This window comes from Acaryochloris sp. CCMEE 5410 (assembly GCF_000238775.2).
Lineage (GTDB): Bacteria > Cyanobacteriota > Cyanobacteriia > Thermosynechococcales > Thermosynechococcaceae > Acaryochloris.
The window spans coordinates 365,634-383,878 of the sequence record NZ_AFEJ02000001.1; the positions used below are offsets into that span (position 1 = coordinate 365,634).

The 18,245-nt window shown below is 48.2% G+C and carries 10 protein-coding genes and 1 pseudogene; 8 read left to right on the forward strand and 3 right to left on the reverse strand.

What is annotated here, in order from left to right:
• Nucleotides 1-194: 194 nt before the first annotated feature.
• On the forward strand, nt 195-1,388 hold the full coding sequence (gene crtL / locus ON05_RS01540) for a lycopene beta cyclase (RefSeq protein ID WP_236618858.1): 1,194 nt from the start codon (nt 195-197) through the stop codon (nt 1,386-1,388).
• Here the strand turns inward: crtL and ON05_RS01545 are convergent.
• Nucleotides 1,385-1,690, reverse strand: a complete 306-nt coding sequence (locus ON05_RS01545; RefSeq protein WP_071826338.1) for a GFA family protein — start codon at nt 1,688-1,690, stop codon at nt 1,385-1,387. The two genes, crtL and ON05_RS01545, sit on opposite strands and share 4 nt — an antisense overlap.
• Before the next feature lie 277 nt (nt 1,691-1,967).
• On the opposite strand from ON05_RS01545, the gene ON05_RS01550 reads away from it, so the two are divergent.
• Nucleotides 1,968-3,203 carry a calcium-binding protein gene (locus ON05_RS01550; RefSeq protein WP_010470107.1) on the forward strand — a complete coding sequence of 412 codons (1,236 nt, stop codon included), beginning with the start codon at nt 1,968-1,970 and terminating at the stop codon, nt 3,201-3,203.
• A 1,264-nt stretch (nt 3,204-4,467) separates the two neighbouring features.
• On the forward strand, nt 4,468-11,067 hold the full coding sequence (locus tag ON05_RS01555) for a GAF domain-containing protein (RefSeq protein ID WP_010470105.1): 6,600 nt from the start codon (nt 4,468-4,470) through the stop codon (nt 11,065-11,067).
• A gap of 17 nt (nt 11,068-11,084) precedes the next feature.
• On the opposite strand, the gene ON05_RS01560 is transcribed toward ON05_RS01555, so the two are convergent.
• Both ON05_RS01560 and ON05_RS01565 read right to left on the reverse strand, forming a co-directional pair.
• Nucleotides 11,085-11,666, reverse strand: a complete 582-nt coding sequence (locus tag ON05_RS01560; RefSeq protein WP_010470104.1) for a TetR/AcrR family transcriptional regulator — start codon at nt 11,664-11,666, stop codon at nt 11,085-11,087.
• On the reverse strand, nt 11,650-13,059 hold the full coding sequence (locus ON05_RS01565) for a cytochrome P450 (protein WP_010470103.1): 1,410 nt from the start codon (nt 13,057-13,059) through the stop codon (nt 11,650-11,652). The genes ON05_RS01560 and ON05_RS01565 overlap by 17 nt, the downstream gene beginning before the upstream one ends.
• Before the next feature lie 328 nt (nt 13,060-13,387).
• On the opposite strand from ON05_RS01565, the gene ON05_RS01570 reads away from it, so the two are divergent.
• The 5 genes and pseudogenes from ON05_RS01570 (at nt 13,388) to ON05_RS01590 (ending at nt 18,106) form a co-directional block, all read left to right on the forward strand.
• Nucleotides 13,388-16,114 (forward strand): GAF domain-containing protein, encoded by a 2,727-nt coding sequence (locus ON05_RS01570; protein WP_139025621.1) that lies wholly within the window; start codon nt 13,388-13,390, stop codon nt 16,112-16,114.
• Between the two features lie 24 nt (nt 16,115-16,138).
• A complete protein-coding gene (locus ON05_RS01575; RefSeq protein ID WP_010470100.1) occupies nt 16,139-16,609 on the forward strand; it encodes a response regulator in 471 nt (156 codons plus the stop codon).
• Between the two features lie 124 nt (nt 16,610-16,733).
• Nucleotides 16,734-16,952 (forward strand): annotated as a pseudogene (locus tag ON05_RS01580) (transposase); the annotation flags it as partial.
• A 96-nt stretch (nt 16,953-17,048) separates the two neighbouring features.
• Nucleotides 17,049-17,624: a winged helix-turn-helix domain-containing protein gene (locus tag ON05_RS01585; RefSeq protein WP_262561048.1), complete on the forward strand. Its 576-nt coding sequence runs from the start codon at nt 17,049-17,051 to the stop codon at nt 17,622-17,624.
• Nucleotides 17,564-18,106, forward strand: a complete 543-nt coding sequence (locus tag ON05_RS01590) for an IS630 family transposase (protein ID WP_262561049.1) — start codon at nt 17,564-17,566, stop codon at nt 18,104-18,106. The genes ON05_RS01585 and ON05_RS01590 overlap by 61 nt, the downstream gene beginning before the upstream one ends.
• The last annotated feature ends 139 nt before the right edge of the window (nt 18,107-18,245 follow it).

The window sequence follows — 18,245 nt, forward strand, 5'->3', positions numbered from 1 at the left end:
ACAGTTTTTAGATTATCCACTCAGTCCTGAAACCAATCTGTGGCCAAGCACTAGAGCGATCGAGGAAGATTTTATCCGTATTCAACTGCATGTTACAGTGCGATCAAAGACCGAGGATTCCCTTGAAAACTCTCTAAAAGGACACGGCTAGGTTGGATTTTGATGCGCTGGTAATTGGAGCAGGCCCCGCTGGGATGATTATTGCGGCGGCCTTGGCCGAGCAAGGCGTAAACGTCGGCGGTCTGACGGCTATCCCACTGGAACAAGTCTGGCCGAATACCTATGGTATCTGGCGGGATGAACTCGAAGCGTTGGGATTAACGGACTTATTAGGCCATTGTTGGGACAATTGTGTTTCCTATTTTGGTAAAGGGGAAGTTAACCACGGTCGTGCCTACGGTTTATTCGATAAAGCCAAGCTGCAAAACCATTTGTTGGCCAAATGCGAAGTCGGGAGAGTGATATGGCAGCAAGGTGAGGCCACCCAGATAGAGCATAATCATAAGTACTCAATCGTCACGACTGCGGCGGGTGAAGCTATACGAGCCAGGGTAGTGATCGATGCCAGCGGCCACAATCCCATGTTTATCCAGCGGCCAGATCAAGGGGCGGTTGCCTTTCAAACGGCCTATGGTATCGTCGGACATTTTTCTGCACCTCCCGTTGAGCCGCAACAATTTGTGCTTCAGGATTTTCGCAGTGAGCATCTGTCAGCAACTGAACGGGCCACCGAGCCACTGACCTTCCTCTACGCGATGGATTTTGGGGATGATGTCTATTTTGTGGAAGAGACATCTCTGGCGATGGCCCCTCCTGTCAGTTTTGAACTCCTAGAGCGACGCTTGCACCAACGATTGGCAGCCCGAGGTGTTCAGGTGACCGCTGTCCACGAGGTGGAACGCTGCATCTTTCCGATGACGCTTCCCTTGCCCGATCTCAATCAGCCCGTGGTGGCTTTTGGTGGGGCGGCGAGTATGGTACATCCCGCTTCCGGTTATATGGTCGGGGCGCTACTGCGCCGTGGACCGGGTTTGGCCGCAGCGATTGCCATCGCTCTCCAGGATGCTCAAGCTGAGCCAGCCGAGATTGCCCGGAAGGCATGGCAGGAGCTATGGAATCGCGATCGCTTACGCAAGTACTATCTCTATCGGTTTGGCCTAGAGAAGTTAATGCGGTTTGATGAGGGGCTATTAAACCAGCATTTCGATACGTTCTTTAGTTTGCCTAAAAATCAATGGTCGGGATTTTTAGCTGATACCCTATCGACACCCGAATTGGTCGGAGTGATGATGCGCTTATTTGTCATCGCTCCCAATTCCCTGCGCTGGGGGTTGCTGCAAATGCCGGGTCAGGAAAGCAATCTGCTCTGGCAATCAGTCGCCTCCTAATCGCAAAATCGCCGCTGGCTGGGTTTTCCCAATAACGTCTGCCAAGCTTGCAATATTGGTTCGAAGGTTTCAGGCTGTTGGGGATAAAGAATGGCATCATTCGGGATTTGTACCCAAGGTTGAGCACTGGTTACCCAGAGATGGGTAACGGGCATGAACCATTTGGTGTTGTCGAGGGTTCCAGGCTTCACGTTAAAAATTTCTGGGTTGCGTTCTGGTGCATGATAAATCCGCGTTCCACAGCTAGGACAAAATGCACTGCAGAGATTGAATGAGTGCTCACTTAATTGGCCCTTTGAAATCGGCTGGTGTGAAGTCTAGGTTCAACGAGGTTATTCTTTTTGTGAATCTTATTTTAGAGGGAATTGATATCACTTTTAAAAGTATTTCTCTGCCATTTTCTTGCAATCTATTTAACGAATTGAAGCCTGTTTTTAATGTTTTATATTCTCTTGAAAATTGCATTTATATCTCATTTTTTAAACATGTTTAGCTCATATATTACTCAGCTTGTTCTTATTTTTAAAAAATAGTCTGGGCCATGAACCTGACTCAATTGAGTCACTATGGAGATTTGATATGTTCTCATTATTGCCAGGTAGCACCGACCCCTTATTTGTTAGCGAATTTGAGGGGGCTGAATTTTTCGGTAGCCCACAAGTTGGCGGTGGCGTTTTTGCGGTGGGCCAAGAAGATACCACCAATATTTTTGTGTTTGATGACACCAATGATGTGGCTGCAGGCGGCGATGAAGTTGATATCTTGATGGCCAATGGCGGTGACGACAATATTATGGGAGCCGAAGGAACGGACTTCTTATTTGGGGGATTTGGGGACGATATTGTTCGCGGCGGCGAAGGGGATGATGTTGTTGTTGGGAATGAAGGCTCTGATATCTTAATCAGCGGCAGCGGTAGTGATATTTACGAGTACTTTGCCGATCAAATCTTGCCGGGAGATCTGGATATCATCCTAGATTTTGAAGCAGGCGAAGATGCGGTGGTGATTGTTGGTAGTACGGATGTGACCTATGACAACACTACTGGTTTTCTAACGGTGGATGGAACGACAGCCGCTGTTCTTGATGCCGGGTTGGGGCTAGAGGTGTTGACGCGGGCGAATTCTGCGGTTGTCTTTGAGGCGGGGGCAGATGTGTCCAGTTTTGGCACTGCGCCCACACCTGAAGACGCGGAGGATCAGCCGGACACTTTGGATAGTGAGGAAGGATCTGAGGCGCTATCGATTGTAGATACTGCCCCTAGTCTGGCCCCTGGGAGTACCGATCCGCTGTTTATCAGCAATTTTGAAGGGGCGCAGTTTTTTGATGCTCCTCAAGAGGGCGGTGGCGTTTTTGCGGTGGGTCAAGAGGACACCACGAATATTTTCGTATTTGAAGACAGCAACGATGTGGCTGCAGGTGGCGATGAGGTTGATATTTTTATGGCCAATGGTGGTGATGACAACATTATGGGGGCTGAAGGAACGGATTTTATGTTTGGGGGCACCGGAGACGATATCGTCCGGGGTGGCGCGGGCGATGATGTCGTCGTCGGGAATGAAGGATCAGATGTGCTGATTGGGGGAACCGGGGCGGATATTTTTGAGTTCTTTGCCGACCAATTTGGTGTGGGCGATCTGGATGTGGTGCTGGATTTTGAAGCAGGTAGCGATGCCCTCGTCATTGTCGGCAGTACAGATGCTAGCTACGACAATGTGACGGGTTTTGTATCTGTGGATGGCACTGAAGTGGCTACCTTGGATGCGGGGTTAGGTCTGGATGTGTTGGTGCGGGGTAACTCTGCTGTGATTTCTTAGGGCCTTGGCCTGATTATCTGAAATTGCTAGGTAAACCTGGGTCTGGGCCTTTTCGTTAGGGGCTGAACTCGGGTTTGCCCCTGGGGCGATCAAAACTGCCCTTTGAGATTCGCTGAATTCTGCGGTAGGCGCCCCCATTGGAATCTTACTCGGATGGGAATTGCCGAAGTTCCTTCTATGAAAGCATCATCGGGGTGTTGATGCACCCATCTCCACATGCACTCTGAGGAGGGTTCTCAGGCATATCAACATTGAGAATAAAGGAACTGAGAGCGAAACCCAAAACGGCAAGGCAAGTAAGCGGAATAAATGTCTGTCTGAGTTCTTGCATGGTGGTTGGGGAGAGCGACACTTCCAATCTAGGGTTCATTTCTGAGAGAACCCTGATGCAGGATTGAGGGATTCAAAAAGATATCTGAAGGATTTCCAGATTATTGATGAGAATGCTGAAGATTACAGCTCAGAGAACTCAGTACAGGACAAAAATTGAAGTCATCACTCACTGTCGTCATCATGAGTCGCGTTGAGAAGTTGATTTGGAAGCCCAATTAAACTCCGAGTGATCCGATTCCATAACTCAGACGTTATGCACCACCTAGATCATGTACTTCAGCAAATCCGACAGGCAAGTGAGCAAAAGCATTGATGGACAATCAAAGTCCCCCAGAATGGGGGATTTAGGGGGCTAATGCAGCATAATTGAGGCTTTTGGATAGAAAAACATCGGATCTAGTTGTGAGGAGTCGTGCTCTCCTTAAAAACTACCCCTCGCTAGCTTACAAAAGTTTGTCCTGTACTAAAGTCAGTGAATGGTTATTTCGTCATGTTGTACAAAAGTGGTGAAAGGTCTATCTCAGGACTGCAAATTGATTAATGCTGAGATTTCTGCCGTTTGTTTTAGCAACCACCAGGCCCCCTGAATCCCTTATCCTAGGGGACTTTAAGGCTATATCTAGAGCAACCGCCAGGCCCCCTAAATCCCCCATTCTGGGGGACTTTGAGGCTATATCTAGGCTGATTATCAAGATTGAAGGCTCTATGGCTACGGAGGTTCAACTCTGTTGCTCTAATCAATTAAGACACAAGGGGCTATCAGTGATATTAGAGCTGTGTTCTACCATAATTTCTGGTGTTATTACGTCGGCTACCCTCAGGAGACGCACTCTGATGATTGATTGACCGCTATTCCTGATCGATGGACTAGGGGATTTTTTCGTGGATTACGGTAGCATTTGAGAATGCCAGTCAGAAGAGGTCAGTTGTGATGACTACTGAAGTTCGAGCAGACGGGCATCAGAATTTGCTCAGATCTGATTTATCAAGGCAAGAGCGGCTGCTAGCGGGGGTCGCTGAGGCTACGAGGCGGTTATTGGCGATCGCAGATTTTGATACGGCGGTCAATGGTGCTCTGGAAGCGATCGCAACTGCAGCAGAAAGCGATCGCATCTTTGTCTATCAGAATCATATAGAGCTGAATACCCATAGAGAGTTCGCAACCTGTCCCTATGAGTGGACAACTGCAGGTGTTGTCAAAGCAAGTAAGCTTCCCAATCAATTTCCAATGTTTTACGACGAAATTGAGGGGTATCGCGAATGGCTATCTGATTTAAAGACGGGCCAACCTGTACAAAAATTGGCCCGAGAAATGTCAGTGTTAGGGCAGGATAAACAAGTCCAGGAACAGGCGCTGTCAGTGCTCACAGTACCCATTTTTTTAGAGGGTTATTACTGGGGGAACTTTGGCTTTGATGATTGCACCACAGAACGGGTATGGAGCGAGGCGGAGATTGCCGTGCTGGAGACAGCAGCGGCGAGTTTCTCAGGAGCGCTGGAACGGCGCGATAATCTAGCGGAACTACAGCGGCGAGATGCATTACTAAAGAGTGTAAATGCAGCAGCGCAGTGCTTAGTTGCAACGAGTGAGCTAGAGCAGGCGATTCCAGAGGCGTTGCGAATTTTGGGGGAAGGAGCGCAGCAGGATCGGGTTTATGTGTTTGAGAATGTGGTGGAGGCTGAAACGGAAGAAATTCTGCTTGAGATGCCCTTTGAATGGGTAGCGCCAGGAATTATCTCTTCTCAGAAAGTCAGTAGGTTCCCGATTCGATTTCATGACTTTCCTGAAGTTGCAACTCAGCCGATTTTGGAAGGTCGAGTTGCTCAGTTTTTAACGAGAGATTTGGAAGGGGCTGCACCTAAACACAATGAAACTGAACAAACAAAGTCTTTAGTTGGCGTACCAATTGACATATCCGGTCATTGGTGGGGAGTGTTAGGTTTCGATGATTGTAAGGCCGAGCGGGTTTGGAGCGATGCGGAAATCGCTGTTCTAGAAACAGCGGCGGCTTGTATTGGCAGCGCCATTGAACGCGATCGCACCCGTAAAGAACGCGAAGCAACGGCTCAGGCGCGTGCTGAAGAGCTATCTCAAGTCAACAGTATTTTACAAACCAGTCTCACGAATCTTGCAAGTCAAACGGATCTCAATGCTTTTTTAGGTCATGTTACCCACTTAATCAATCAGGCTGCTGGCGCTTTTTCCGGTTATGTATTCTTACATGACACGCCGACCAATACCTTAGAGTTGCGACTTTCGGTCAAACAAGGACAGGTTTGTATCGGTGCATCTGCAACGGACCCCGAGTTATTTCAACACCCCTTTCCAGCAGATATCACGCCAGCCTACCCGGATTTATGTAAAACCCGTGAGATTGGTTTATATGGTGGTTATTTGTATACCGATTCGGACCTGATGTGGCCTGGGAATGCTGAATGGCATCGTCGGTCTGGGCATAAAGAAGCGGCGGCTGTGGCTTTATTTGCAGGCGATCAACCTATCGGAATGCTAGGACTCACCTTTGACCATGAGGTTGATCTTAGGGATGAAGATCGAGACCTGATTCGAGCCTTAGCAGACCAGGCTGCTTTAGCTATTCAGCTTGCGAACCTAGCTGAGGAAACAAAGCAAACAGCTTTATTACAGGAACGGGAACAGGCAGCTCAGACTCGTGGGGCCGAGTTGGCAAAGGTGAACCATGTCCTGAAAGAAACGATTGATACCCTTGTTGCTGAACCCGAACTGTCTCGCTTCTTGGGTTTGGTGCTGAAGGCAATCGCCCAACAATTTAATTCACCTTTTCTAGAGTTTTGGAGCAATTGGCGTACTGACGAAGAAAACGTTGCGTATTTAGAGCAAGTTGTCATTAATGGTGAGGTTCTAACGGGAGAGCAGCTTGGTGGACATCACGGCATCAATGGTCTGTCCATACCACCTGAGTTGATTAAGGCAGATGATTTATCGAAGCGGACGCAATACGTTGAGATTGATATTTCACCCAATAATCCGTTCGTAGAGCCGTTGTACGACAATCTCTATTCTTGGTGTCGAGATCGCGGCGTTGATCTACCAGATCATGCCATTAACTTTCCGATTATTCTGGGTCAGCAATCTTTAGGCGCGATCGCAATTTTCTTACCTAAGGAACGAGAGTTATCTGAGGAGACTATTAAGCTAGGATATGCTCTTGCCAATCAAGTGGCGTTGGCTATGCAGCTGACGCAGCTAGCTGAAGAAACAAAACAAACCGCTTTATTGCAGGAACGGGAGACGGTCGCTAAAGCAAGAATTGCTGAGTTGGCAGAACGCGATCGCATCTTAGAAGCCACGGCAGCAGCAGCTAATATCATGCTCACTGACGAGAACTTTGATAGTGCTATTAATACAGCATTAGCGATTGTGGGGCATGGGCTAGAAGTGGATCGAATCTTGCTTGGGCAGCACATCGATGCGTCATCGACAGAAGAACCAATCTACATTCAGTTTTTAAATGAGTGGGTTTCTGCTGGGACGACCAGCCAAATAGAGCATCCTGAACTGGTAAAAGTTAGCGATGAAGGCATTGAGTTTATCTATGAATCACTCCGTCAAGGCCAGATCTTTGGAGGAATCATTGATGAGTTACCCGAACCGTTTCGTAGTGGTCAGATAGAGTTAGGAGTCAAATCTACCTACTCTATTCCAATTATGGTTGAGGGCGATTATTGGGGGGTAATCGCTTTTGATGATTGTCATCAGCTCACGCGGCGCAGTGAAGCTGAACTAGAAGCATTGAAAACATTAGCAAACTGTATAGGTAGCGCTATTGCGCGTGATCGAACCCGCAAGGAACGAGAGGCTGCTGCTCAGGCTTATGCGGCTGAGCTAGAGACACATAACCTAGAATTGGCAAACCGCGATCGCATCCTCGAAGCCACTGCAGCAGCAGCCAATGTTTTGCTAACAGATAAGGACTTTGAAGGTGAAATTAAGCAAGCACTCCAACTCATTGGGGAAGCCGTAGGAACAGATCGAGTCGGCATTGCCCAACATCTTGAGGATCTCACCGAAACCAGCCCTGGGCACTGGCTAGTGATTCATGAGTGGTCCATTCCTGAGATGACCCCTGTCGCCGACCTTTGCTATCCAGACCCCATGCAAGGAACCTATGGTGGTGCTGAACAGCTCTACAAGATACATCAACGAGGTGAAAGTTTTAGCATCAAAACGGAACAGATGATGGAGCCGTTTCGTAGTTCTATGGCGTTTATGAACATCCAAACGTTACATGCGGTCCCTATTATTTTGCGCGAGCAGTATTGGGGCACCGTGGTGTTTGGAGATTGTCGCCAGCAGCGGCAGCGTAGCGTAGCTGAACTTACGGCCCTACAAACGGTAGCGGATTGTATCGGCAATGCCATTGATCGCGATCGCATCCGCAAAGCCCGTGAAGCTGCCGAGCGCACTGCCCTAATCGAACGGGAAAGGGCGGCCCGTGCAGTAGAGCTAGAAGCGGCAAACCAAGTCCTGACCACCCGAGATCGTTGGCTAGAGACCACCGCTACCGCTGCCAACCAGCTCCTAACCGCCGATATCTCGACCAGTGTTAACACGGCTCTGCAGACGATTGGCACCAATCTAGAGAGCGATCGCCTGGGCGTGATGCGTCATGTTGCTGATGCGACTGAGCTAGGTCATTTCCAGATCCTTTATGAATGGGACTCAGCGGGTACTGCGGCTCAAATCGACGACCTAGAACTTCACCAAATGCCTGCCAGTGACTTTGCTGAGTGGACCTGGCATTTGATGACAGGCCAACCCGTCGGTGGCCCCGTAGAAGAACAGCCCGAACCCTTTCGCAACACAATGCGGAGCCTTGGTACCCTCTCGACCTATGCCGTCCCCATCTTTATTGAGACGGAGTTCTGGGGGGTGATGTTTATGGATTACTGCCGTGAATTGCGGCAGCTTACCTCTGCGGAATTAGCCGTGTTTAAAACCGTTGCCACCTGTATCGGTAGTGCTATCTATCGAGAGCAAATGAGCTGCGATCGCGAACAGGCTGAACGCGATACCCTTCTGCAGCACGAGCGGGAACAAGCGGCCCAAAAACGAGCTGCTGCCCTGGAGATCTACAATCGCCAACTTCAACAGCGCGATACGTTACTCAATAGTGTTAATGCTGCCGCCCAGAGTTTGGTAGCTAATGAAGACCTGGCTACGGCATTACCCACAATGCTGAAAATTTTGGGTGAGGGAACGGGCCAGTGTCGGGCCTATATTTTGCGGAATTCACTAGATGAGCAAACAGGCCAACTGTTGTTTAACCTGATGCTGGAGTGGGATGCCCCTCAGATTCCCTCCAAAATGGAGGTAGGGGCTCATTTCCCGGTCCCCATTGATCGCTTTCCTGATCATTTAACCGCTCCCCTCAAAGCAGGACGGGCGACTCAATTTCTGGCCAGTGAATTGGACGGTATCAAGCCCGCAGATCGTCAACCAGGGCAAGTTCTCTCTCTTGTGGGCGTTCCCATTACAGTGGGCGGTGAATGGTGGGGATTATTAGGATTAGATGATTGTGTGGAAGAGCGGGTCTGGAGCGATACCGAAATTGCGGTTTTAGAAACGGCTGCTTCTGCAGTGGGGGGTGCTGTGGAACGCGATCGCAGCCGTCAAGCTCGGGAAACAGCCGAAAAAGCGGTTCTGGCAGAGCGGGAAAAAGCTGCACGGGAGCGGGCGGCGGAGCTAGCCAAAACCAATGAAGCGATCGCAAGAAGTCTAACCAGCTTAGTGGCCAGTCCCGAGTTGGATCAATTTTTAGGTGCAATCATTGCCGAAATGGCTCGACAACTCAATGCTTGTAAGGTGCATCTATTCCTCTACGACAAGCCTACCCATACCCTAACTCAGCGCGTTGCCGTACAAGACGGACATATTTATCTCGGTGCTGGGCCAAACGACCCCGAAATGCTCAGCCATCCTATTCCAGCCGATATAACCCCTGGGTGGGATGCCATCATCAATGGTGAACGTCCCCTCACCTATGACGAGACCCTGCCCTACGACGAAGAAATTTGGTGGCCAGAAACGTTAGTGTGGCACAAAGCACAGGGTCATAAGGCGATTACCTGTATTCCCATGAAAGCAGGGGATGTACCGATTGGTTACATTGGATTCTGCTTCTACGATCGCACCGTCCTCAGCGATGAACAGCTCGAATTTATGCAAGCGCTGGCGAACCAAGCGATTGTTGCCATTCAACTCACCCGCCTAGCCGATGAAGCCAAACAAGCCGCAATTTTGCAAGAGCAAGAAAAGGCTGCCCGAGAACGAGCGGCAGAGCTGGCGAAGACCAATGAGGCCATTTCTCAAACTCTGGATGCCCTCACCACTGAGCCAGAACTAGATCGTTTCCTCGGTCAAATCTTGACCCAAATCATCGAGCAAATCGGCGCGGATGATACCCACCTCTTTTTGTATGATGCCGAAACCCATACCTTGCACTCCCAACTTGCCGTTCAAAACAACACGGTCTATTCAGGCAATGCCCCTGGCGATCCCGAAATTTTCCACACCGATATTCCAGTTGATATCACCGCATTTTGGCAAATCCTCCTTAATGCCCCTAAGCCAGTTACCCTGGATGAAAACAATCCTGATGCAGCAGAATTCTTCTGGCCGACAACCGTAGAGTGGCACACCTCCCGAGGCCACCAGTCTGCCACCTGTGCTTGTATGAAAATCGGCAACCAACCCATTGGATTTATTGGGTTCGCCTTTTGCGATCAGACGGTTCTCAGCACAGAACAGCTCGAATTTGTCCAGGCTCTCACTAATCAAGCCACCCTCGCCATTCACCTCACCCGTCTGGCGGAGCAGGCCCGCACCAATGCCCTTACTGATGAGCGCAACCGACTGGCCCGCGAAATCCACGATACCCTGGCCCAGGCATTCACGGGCATCTCCCTGCAGTTGGAAGCCGCTAAAAATATCATGAACCAACAGCCGGAAACTGCAAAAAGCTATCTCGACCAGGCCCGCGACCTCACCCGTCAGGGACTCTCTGAAGCCCGTCGTTCGGTTCACGCCCTGCGCTCCCAAGCACTGGAAAGCGAAACGCTTGTCAAAGCGCTCCAGAAAAATCTTACCCAGATGACTCTCAATACGTCCTTACAGACTGAATTCCAAATTCAGGGGACTCCCATTCTTCTAGAAGAAGGGCTGCAGCTCAATCTCCTCCGCATTGGTCAAGAAGCCATAACCAACGCCCTCCGCCATGCCCAGGCTCAAACCCTCACCGTTACCCTGACCTTTACGGACCAAGAGGTTAGCCTTTGTGTCACGGATGATGGCCTGGGCTTTGAACCCCAAGATGTGGCAGATATAGCAGGATTTGGACTAGTGGGGATTCGTGAGCGCACGGCCCGTTATCAAGGCCAAGTCAAAATCACCAGCCATCCGAGTGAGGGAACCACAATAGAAGTGAAGTTGCCAGTGCAGCCCAAACCATCCTCCCCAGGTAGGGAAGAGGATGGCAGAACTGGACGTTGATTCTAGCTTTGCAAAACTCACCCTTGCCATTGGCGAATAAACCACTCAATTACCATTTCTAGACTCTTTTCATCCAATTCATAGTGGTCTTCTGCTGTCGGCTTGGGGAAAAAATACCCAATGGAGTACAAGAACACCTTCAGATCTTGTTCAAAGTTCTCAACCTTAAAAACGTTTGCCTTAATCCCTTCTTTAAGTAGAAACGCAACATTATCTCTAACCACCTGACTTTCTTCTTCCTGCAGCTCTGGTTTAAGGCGCATCACCGCCCGAGCGAGTTCTGCCGCATGAGTTCCGCTTAAACGATGGTCTTGAACAGCACGGAAACGATTAACCAGATAACGTTTAAGCTTTTCAGGGGCTGGCAACGGTGACTGTAAAATCTGATTTGAATCAAGCATATGTTGCTGAACATACGCCTCAGCTGCCGCAATCAAAATCTGATTCTTATTCTTGAAATATAGATAGAGTGTGCCAACCGCTATACCTGCATCCTTAGCAATTTCCTGCATGGTCGTTTTCTTGACCCCATATTGACTCAGCCGTTGCTTTGCCGCTTGCAAGATCGCGTCTCGTTTGGCCTCATCCAGTCGCTGCATATCGATCAGTCTTTTGGTGGATCGTCACTTTAATGCCATATTTTGGACGCAGGGTGAATCTTGGATCAATTTCAATTGGCTGATTTGGCACTAACGAGATCCTAAACTTTTGAATGATCGCTGCCAAAATTGTCTTCGCCTCCATCAGGGCAAAATTCTTACCAATACAGACATGGGGGCCGGCCCCAAAGGGGAGATAGGCATACTTGTGGCGATGGACTTGGTCAGGTAGAAAGCGATCTGGATCAAACTGCTCAGCATCATCCCAATACTGGCGATGGCGAGACGTAAAGTAACTGTTGATATTAATAATGGCACCCTTGGGAATAGCATATCCTTGCAGCTCATCCCGCTCCAGTGCCATTCTCGGCGCTAGCCCTATTCCCGGTGGATAAAGCCGCAAAGACTCATCAAAGACACGTCCGGTATATTCGAGTTGCGGCAATGTCTCAAAACTGGGAGCCTCTGCACCCAATTCAGTGTTGATTTCATCCTCTATCCTGGTCAGGATATGAGGATGGGTGCCCAGAATATACCAAGTCCAGGCTAACGCTGTGGCCATCGTTTCATGGCCTGCATTGATCAGGGTAATGACTTCATCTTGCAATTGGCGATCGCTCATTCCTGTTTGAGTCTCTGCATCCTGGGCAGTCAGCAACATGGATAGCAAATCATAATGTTCGGTCCGATCATAGCGACGCGATTGAATAATATCTAAAACGATACGATTCAAGGTTTGTTTGGCTTGGCGAAATTTTAAATTTCGAGGTGTGGGCAGCCAAACCGGCACGGCAAGGGGGGAAGTCAGACGAAAGTAAACATACGCCAATGCCGTTCGGAAGGCTTTACCCAAAGCATCAGATTCTTGACTGATATCGACACTAAACAGGGCTAGACTAACGATCTGGAGAGTCAGGCGGGTCATTTCAGCCGCGATATCAATGACTGCTCCCTCGGGCTTTTCTTCCCATTCCCGAATCAGGGACTGAACGCATTTGAGCATCACAGTATGGATATAAACCAACTTTTTCTGCTGGAAAGCAGGCTGCATCAACCGTCGATGTTTCTGCCACAAGTCACCTTCGCTGGTAAATAACCCCTGCCCCTGAACTAATCCCATTGGCTTTAGGAAAAAATCAGGCTTGCCATATCGGTTTGGGTATGTGGATAAAATATGCTCTGCATGGTCGGGATGAATGGCTGAGTACAGCGTCAAACCCGGCATGATCGGCAATCGGACTAAATCCCCATACTCCTGATGGAGCGTGCCCAGGTATTCAATGGGCGTCTTTTGCAGGGAGGGAAGCTTAAAGAGCAAATACCCTGGTGGGCCAGGCGGGGCTGGTAGATAGCGTTTCGTTCCCTGTTGAGGGACTTCTTCTAGATCAGGCATAATGTAAACGTTAAGTGAATAATGAATATATTTATATAATATTCATTATTGCTCACACCCCAATTCAGTAACTGTGTTGAAAAACACAGAGCACCTAAAAAAGTGCCGACAACCAGGATCTAGCAAAAAAATTCTCAAACTGTGATGCCCACAATACTGAGCCTCCGGTAACAGGTGGATCTTTATCCTGTATAAGGACTTTGGGAAATAATTGGGAAATCTACACAAATGCGGGGCATCCTAACGCTAGGAGAGCTGTGTGTAACTCATGCACGATTACTAAAGAATGGCCAATCGTGGCATACATTTGTCTCATCGCTCAGAGCCAATGCAATTAGATCCTCAATCTACAACGCTTCCAAGTCAGACTTCTGAAGTAGCTCTTCAAACCCAACTTCAGCAAGCGATTTTATTATTGGAGGTTACCAAAGAGATTCGGCAGAGTCTGGAAACCCAAACTATTTTTGAAACCTCTGTTCAGCGGGTTTTGGAATTAATAAAGGCTGATAGAGTCGCCATCTTCAAACTGGATCCAGCTGCCAACTATACAACGGGATGCTTTGTTGCTGAAAAAGTAGTATCGCCTTTTGCCTCTGCTTTAGCCGCTAATGTACGCGACGATTGTTTTGGTCATAATTATGCCAATAAATATCAGCAAGGGCGGGTGTTTGCTGTTTCAGATATCTATGCCCAAAATCTGAGCGATTGTCACATTCGAATTTTGGAGCGGTTTCAGGTTCGGGCAAATCTCGTCGTCCCTTTACGCCAGGGAGAGAAATTATGGGGGTTGTTATGTATCCACCAATGCAGCGGCCCTAGAGTTTGGCAACCCTACGAAACCCAATTTATTCAGGAGGTGGCGGACCATCTGAGTGAAGCCTTAAGGCAAGCAGAACGTTTAGAAGAGACTCAGCAGCGTTCGCAAGACTTACAGACTGCTCTGAAGTATGTTGATACCCAACGCAAGCGGGAAATTTTAATTGCTAACCATGACCGCAATGTTGCTCAGATTGTCAGCCAAATTCGTCAAAGCTTAGATATTAACGATATTTTTACAGCGACAACAGAAAAGGTACGAGCGTCTCTAGAATGCGATCGCGTTGTTGTCTATCATTTCTTACCGGACTGGTCCGGTGAATTTATTTTTGAGGCATCGGACAGCTCATTCCTTCCCCTGGTGACGGCTAATACCACGACTAACTGGGAGGATACCTATCTACAAGAAACCCAGGGAGGACGCTATCGCCACCAAGCAACAACCGTAGTGGCCGATATTTATGAGCAAGGCTACACAGATTGTCATCTTGCCATGTTGGAACGGTTTCATATCCGCGCCTTTATGGTTGTACCTGTATTTGTGGGTGAGAAACTATGGGGCTTATTAGCTGCCTATCAACATTCTCAAATCCGACATTGGCAAGATTTAGAGTTGAAACTGCTTAGAAAAGTGGGAGCCCAATTAGGAGTAGCGCTGCAGCAAGCGAATTTACTCAAAGACTTACGTGAGGCCAAAAATGCTGCTGAGACCGCAAATCAGGCAAAAAGTGTTTTCCTTACCAATATGAGCCATGAGCTACGCACACCTTTAAATGCGATTCTTGGCTTTAGTCAGCTACTCAGCCGTGATCAGAATTTGACCCTAGAGCAAAAGCAGACCCTGAGAACGATTAATAGCAGTGGTGCCCATCTGCTCAACTTAATCAATGACGTTTTAGAAATGTCCAAGATTGAGGCTGGAAAAGTTGATCTGAATCAGGGGCAGTTTGATCTGAGAGCGCTTCTAGAATCTCTGTTTGAGATGTTTAACCTTAAGGCTGAAGCCCGCCAATTGCGTCTTGACTTTGAGCTTCCACCTGATTTACCTCAATATATTGTGAGTGATGAAAGTCGGCTACGTCAGGTGCTCATAAATGTTTTAGGTAACGCGATTAAGTTTACGGAAGTAGGATCAGTCACCTTAGCAGTATCCACCCTTCCCCTGCAATCTGTAAGTGAACAGATCAGTGACAATAGTTCTGACAATGAAGTCATAACGCTTGAGCCAACCTTGGAAAACGACACGCTCTTGCAGATCACTGTTACAGATACGGGGGTAGGCATTGCTGACGACGAATTACCCACTCTTTTTAATCTGTTTACACAAGCCTATGCGGGGCGGCAGTCCTTTGAGGGAACTGGTTTAGGGCTTGCCATCAGTCGCCAATTTGTACAGCTGATGCAGGGAGATATTCATCTCTCTAGCAAAGAAGGCCAAGGGACAAAGGTCCAAATTCAAATTCCAGTTAAAATCGCGGTAACTCCACCAGCTCAAAGGTGTAATTCTCCCGGAACTGTGGTGAGACTCGCTCCTGATCAAGCGGAACAACGGATTCTGATTGCAGAGGACCACCCTGAAAATCGACAACTTATGGTTAAGCTACTGCAAAGTGTCGGCTTTCAGGTTCGAGCAGCTGAAGATGGTCAGTCTGTGATTGATCTATGGCGAACTTGGCGTCCCCATCTAATCCTAATGGATTGGCAGATGCCAGTACTCAATGGCTATCAAACCACGCAACAGATTCGCTATCTGGAAGCACAGTGTTCCACTCCCCCTTCCACGACGCAATCCACTGAGAAGAGGACAGTGATTATTGCATTGACCGCCAGCGTTTTTGAAAGTACCCAAAAGGAATCGCAAGAAGCGGGATGCGATAGTTTTATTTGCAAACCCTTTAAGGAAGAAGAACTGTTCAATGTTCTGGCTACGTTCTTGGGGGTGGAATATATCTATGACCCAACCCAGGATGAAGCGTCTAATGAAAGTGAAGTCAAAACCTGGACTGACTTAGAAATCCAACAGCATTTATCGTTATGGCCAGCAGATCACTTACTTGATCTTAAGCAAGCGGCGATCACCTTAGAAGAAGAGGCAGTCTTTCATCTATTGATGGCCTTTCAAGCAAAGGAGCCAGCATTAATCAAAAAACTCATGGAATACTTCGATACCTTGCGATTTGATAAATTGGTTTATTTTGCCCAAGAAGCGTTAGACCTTGGGCAAAATAAGCCCAAGTGAAATTAATCATAGCTACTCATCGCAATGCAACTGACAACTCCTCAGGCTGCCAACATCTTAATCGTTGATGATAACTTGAATAATCTCAAGGTTTTAGTAGGGATATTGTCGGATTCGCCCTATAAAATTCGACGGGCTGTGACTGGAGATATTGCCTTGCAATGTATTACTGCTGCACCTCCCGATTTAATTATGCTAGACATTATTTTGCCTGATTTCTCAGGTTACGAAATCTGCGCAAAGCTCAAGCAAGATCCTGAAACCGCGAATATTCCCATTATTTTTATGAGTGCCTTAAGCAGTAATGCGGATAAGGTAAAAGCTTTTACAGTTGGGGGAGCAGACTACATTACCAAACCTTTCGAGAGTACGGAAGTGAAGGCTCGAATCCATAATCAATTGCAGCTAAGAGCGGCTCAAACACAAGTAAAATTGCTCACTGCTGAACTTGAAAAAATGCGTACAGTCCAAATCAGTCAATCTGGCAATAATTAGCAGAATCTTGCGAGTGGTGACATCAAGCGCAAGCCAAATCTGTACATTATTCAAATTAGTTCAGAGAGTTGAAGGCTCAAACCTTCAAGATCAATTTCATACTGTTTCAACAATGTATTGAGCTGGTGAGCGGGTTTATTTGTTGAAGACTGGGCGTAGAAGCGGTCGAGTCAATATGATTGCGGCGTTGAGGGCAAAGCAGTTGATGGCCCCGTTCACGATCGAAACGGTTTGCAACCGGACGGTATTTGAAATTTGGCTGGAGCGTTGCTTGATACCTTTGCTCAAACCTGGGCAAAAGCTGGTGATTGATAATGCCACCTTTCTCAAGGGAGGACGAATCTAGGAATTGGTGGAAAAAGCAGGATGTGAAGTTTGGTATTTACCGCCTTATACCAAATCCGATTTATATAACTCCGATATAATGCATAATTAGAGAATGCCAAGAAAACTATATCTCGAACCCCATTTTTCGCCTGACGAGCTGAAGTCTCATTATCGAGCCAGCCAAGACCCAGTAGAATCGCGCCGCTGGCATCTGCTGTGGCTCGTCAGTGAGCAAACAACGCTAACTCAAGCAGCCCAAGTGGTCGGTCTCAACTACGATTACGCTCGAGAAATCGTCAGGGAGTATAACCACAATGGCGCCCATGGGTTACGCAACCGACGCAAAGATAAGCGACCTCATCAATCTCGCAGTCTTCTGACTCAAGACCAATGTGCACAATTGTTGACTCGTCTACAAACCCCACCCGCCGACGGTGGTCTATGGAACGGCCCCAAAGTAGCCCAGGTCATCGCTCAGATGACAGGAGTCGATAAGGTTTGGCCCCAACGCGGTTGGGACTATCTCAAGCGATTGGAGCAGTCCCTGCAATGCCCACGTCCTCACCACCGTAAAGGTGAACCAGAGGCCCAAGCCGCTTTAAGAAACTGCCTGAGTACAAAGCAGAATTGGAGCGACGCTACCCTAAGGCTCAGGTCGAAGTTTGGTCCTTTGATGAACATCGTTTAGGCCTTAAACCCATTATTCGAAAGATTTGGGCGCCTGTGGGTCAGCGTCCAATTGCTGAGGTGGACCATCGCTATGAATGGACCTATCTGTATGGATTCGTTCATCCCGCAACTGGCAATACCGAATGGTTCATTCTGCCTCGGGTCAATGGAGAATGGTTTAATCAAGCCCTACAAAGCTTTGCTCAGCAAGTTGGAGCGGGAAAGCACAAACAGATTCTTCTCGTTCTCGATGGAGCCGGATGGCATACCTGTAAAAATCTGGTGGTACCTAAAGGCATTCATCTGAAGGTTTTACCCCCCTATTCTCCAGAGCTACAGCCCGCTGAACGGTTGTGGCGGCTAGCGGATGAACCACTGGCCAATCGATGCTTTGAGACCCTGGATGAGTTGGAAGATGTGCTCGAGCAGCGCTGTCGAACTTTAATGACAATGCAATCAGACATTCAAGCTCTCACTCACTACCATTGGTGGCCAGCTTGACAGATAAGATATTTCGGGGGTTAATGAGTCGGATTTGGTATGATTTAGTAATTTAGCTAATTGATCAGCCACTTTCGATGATCTTCTCTCAATGTTTAGTAGGTGTAATGGACAGAGGCAACCCTTTCTCAGAAGAGTA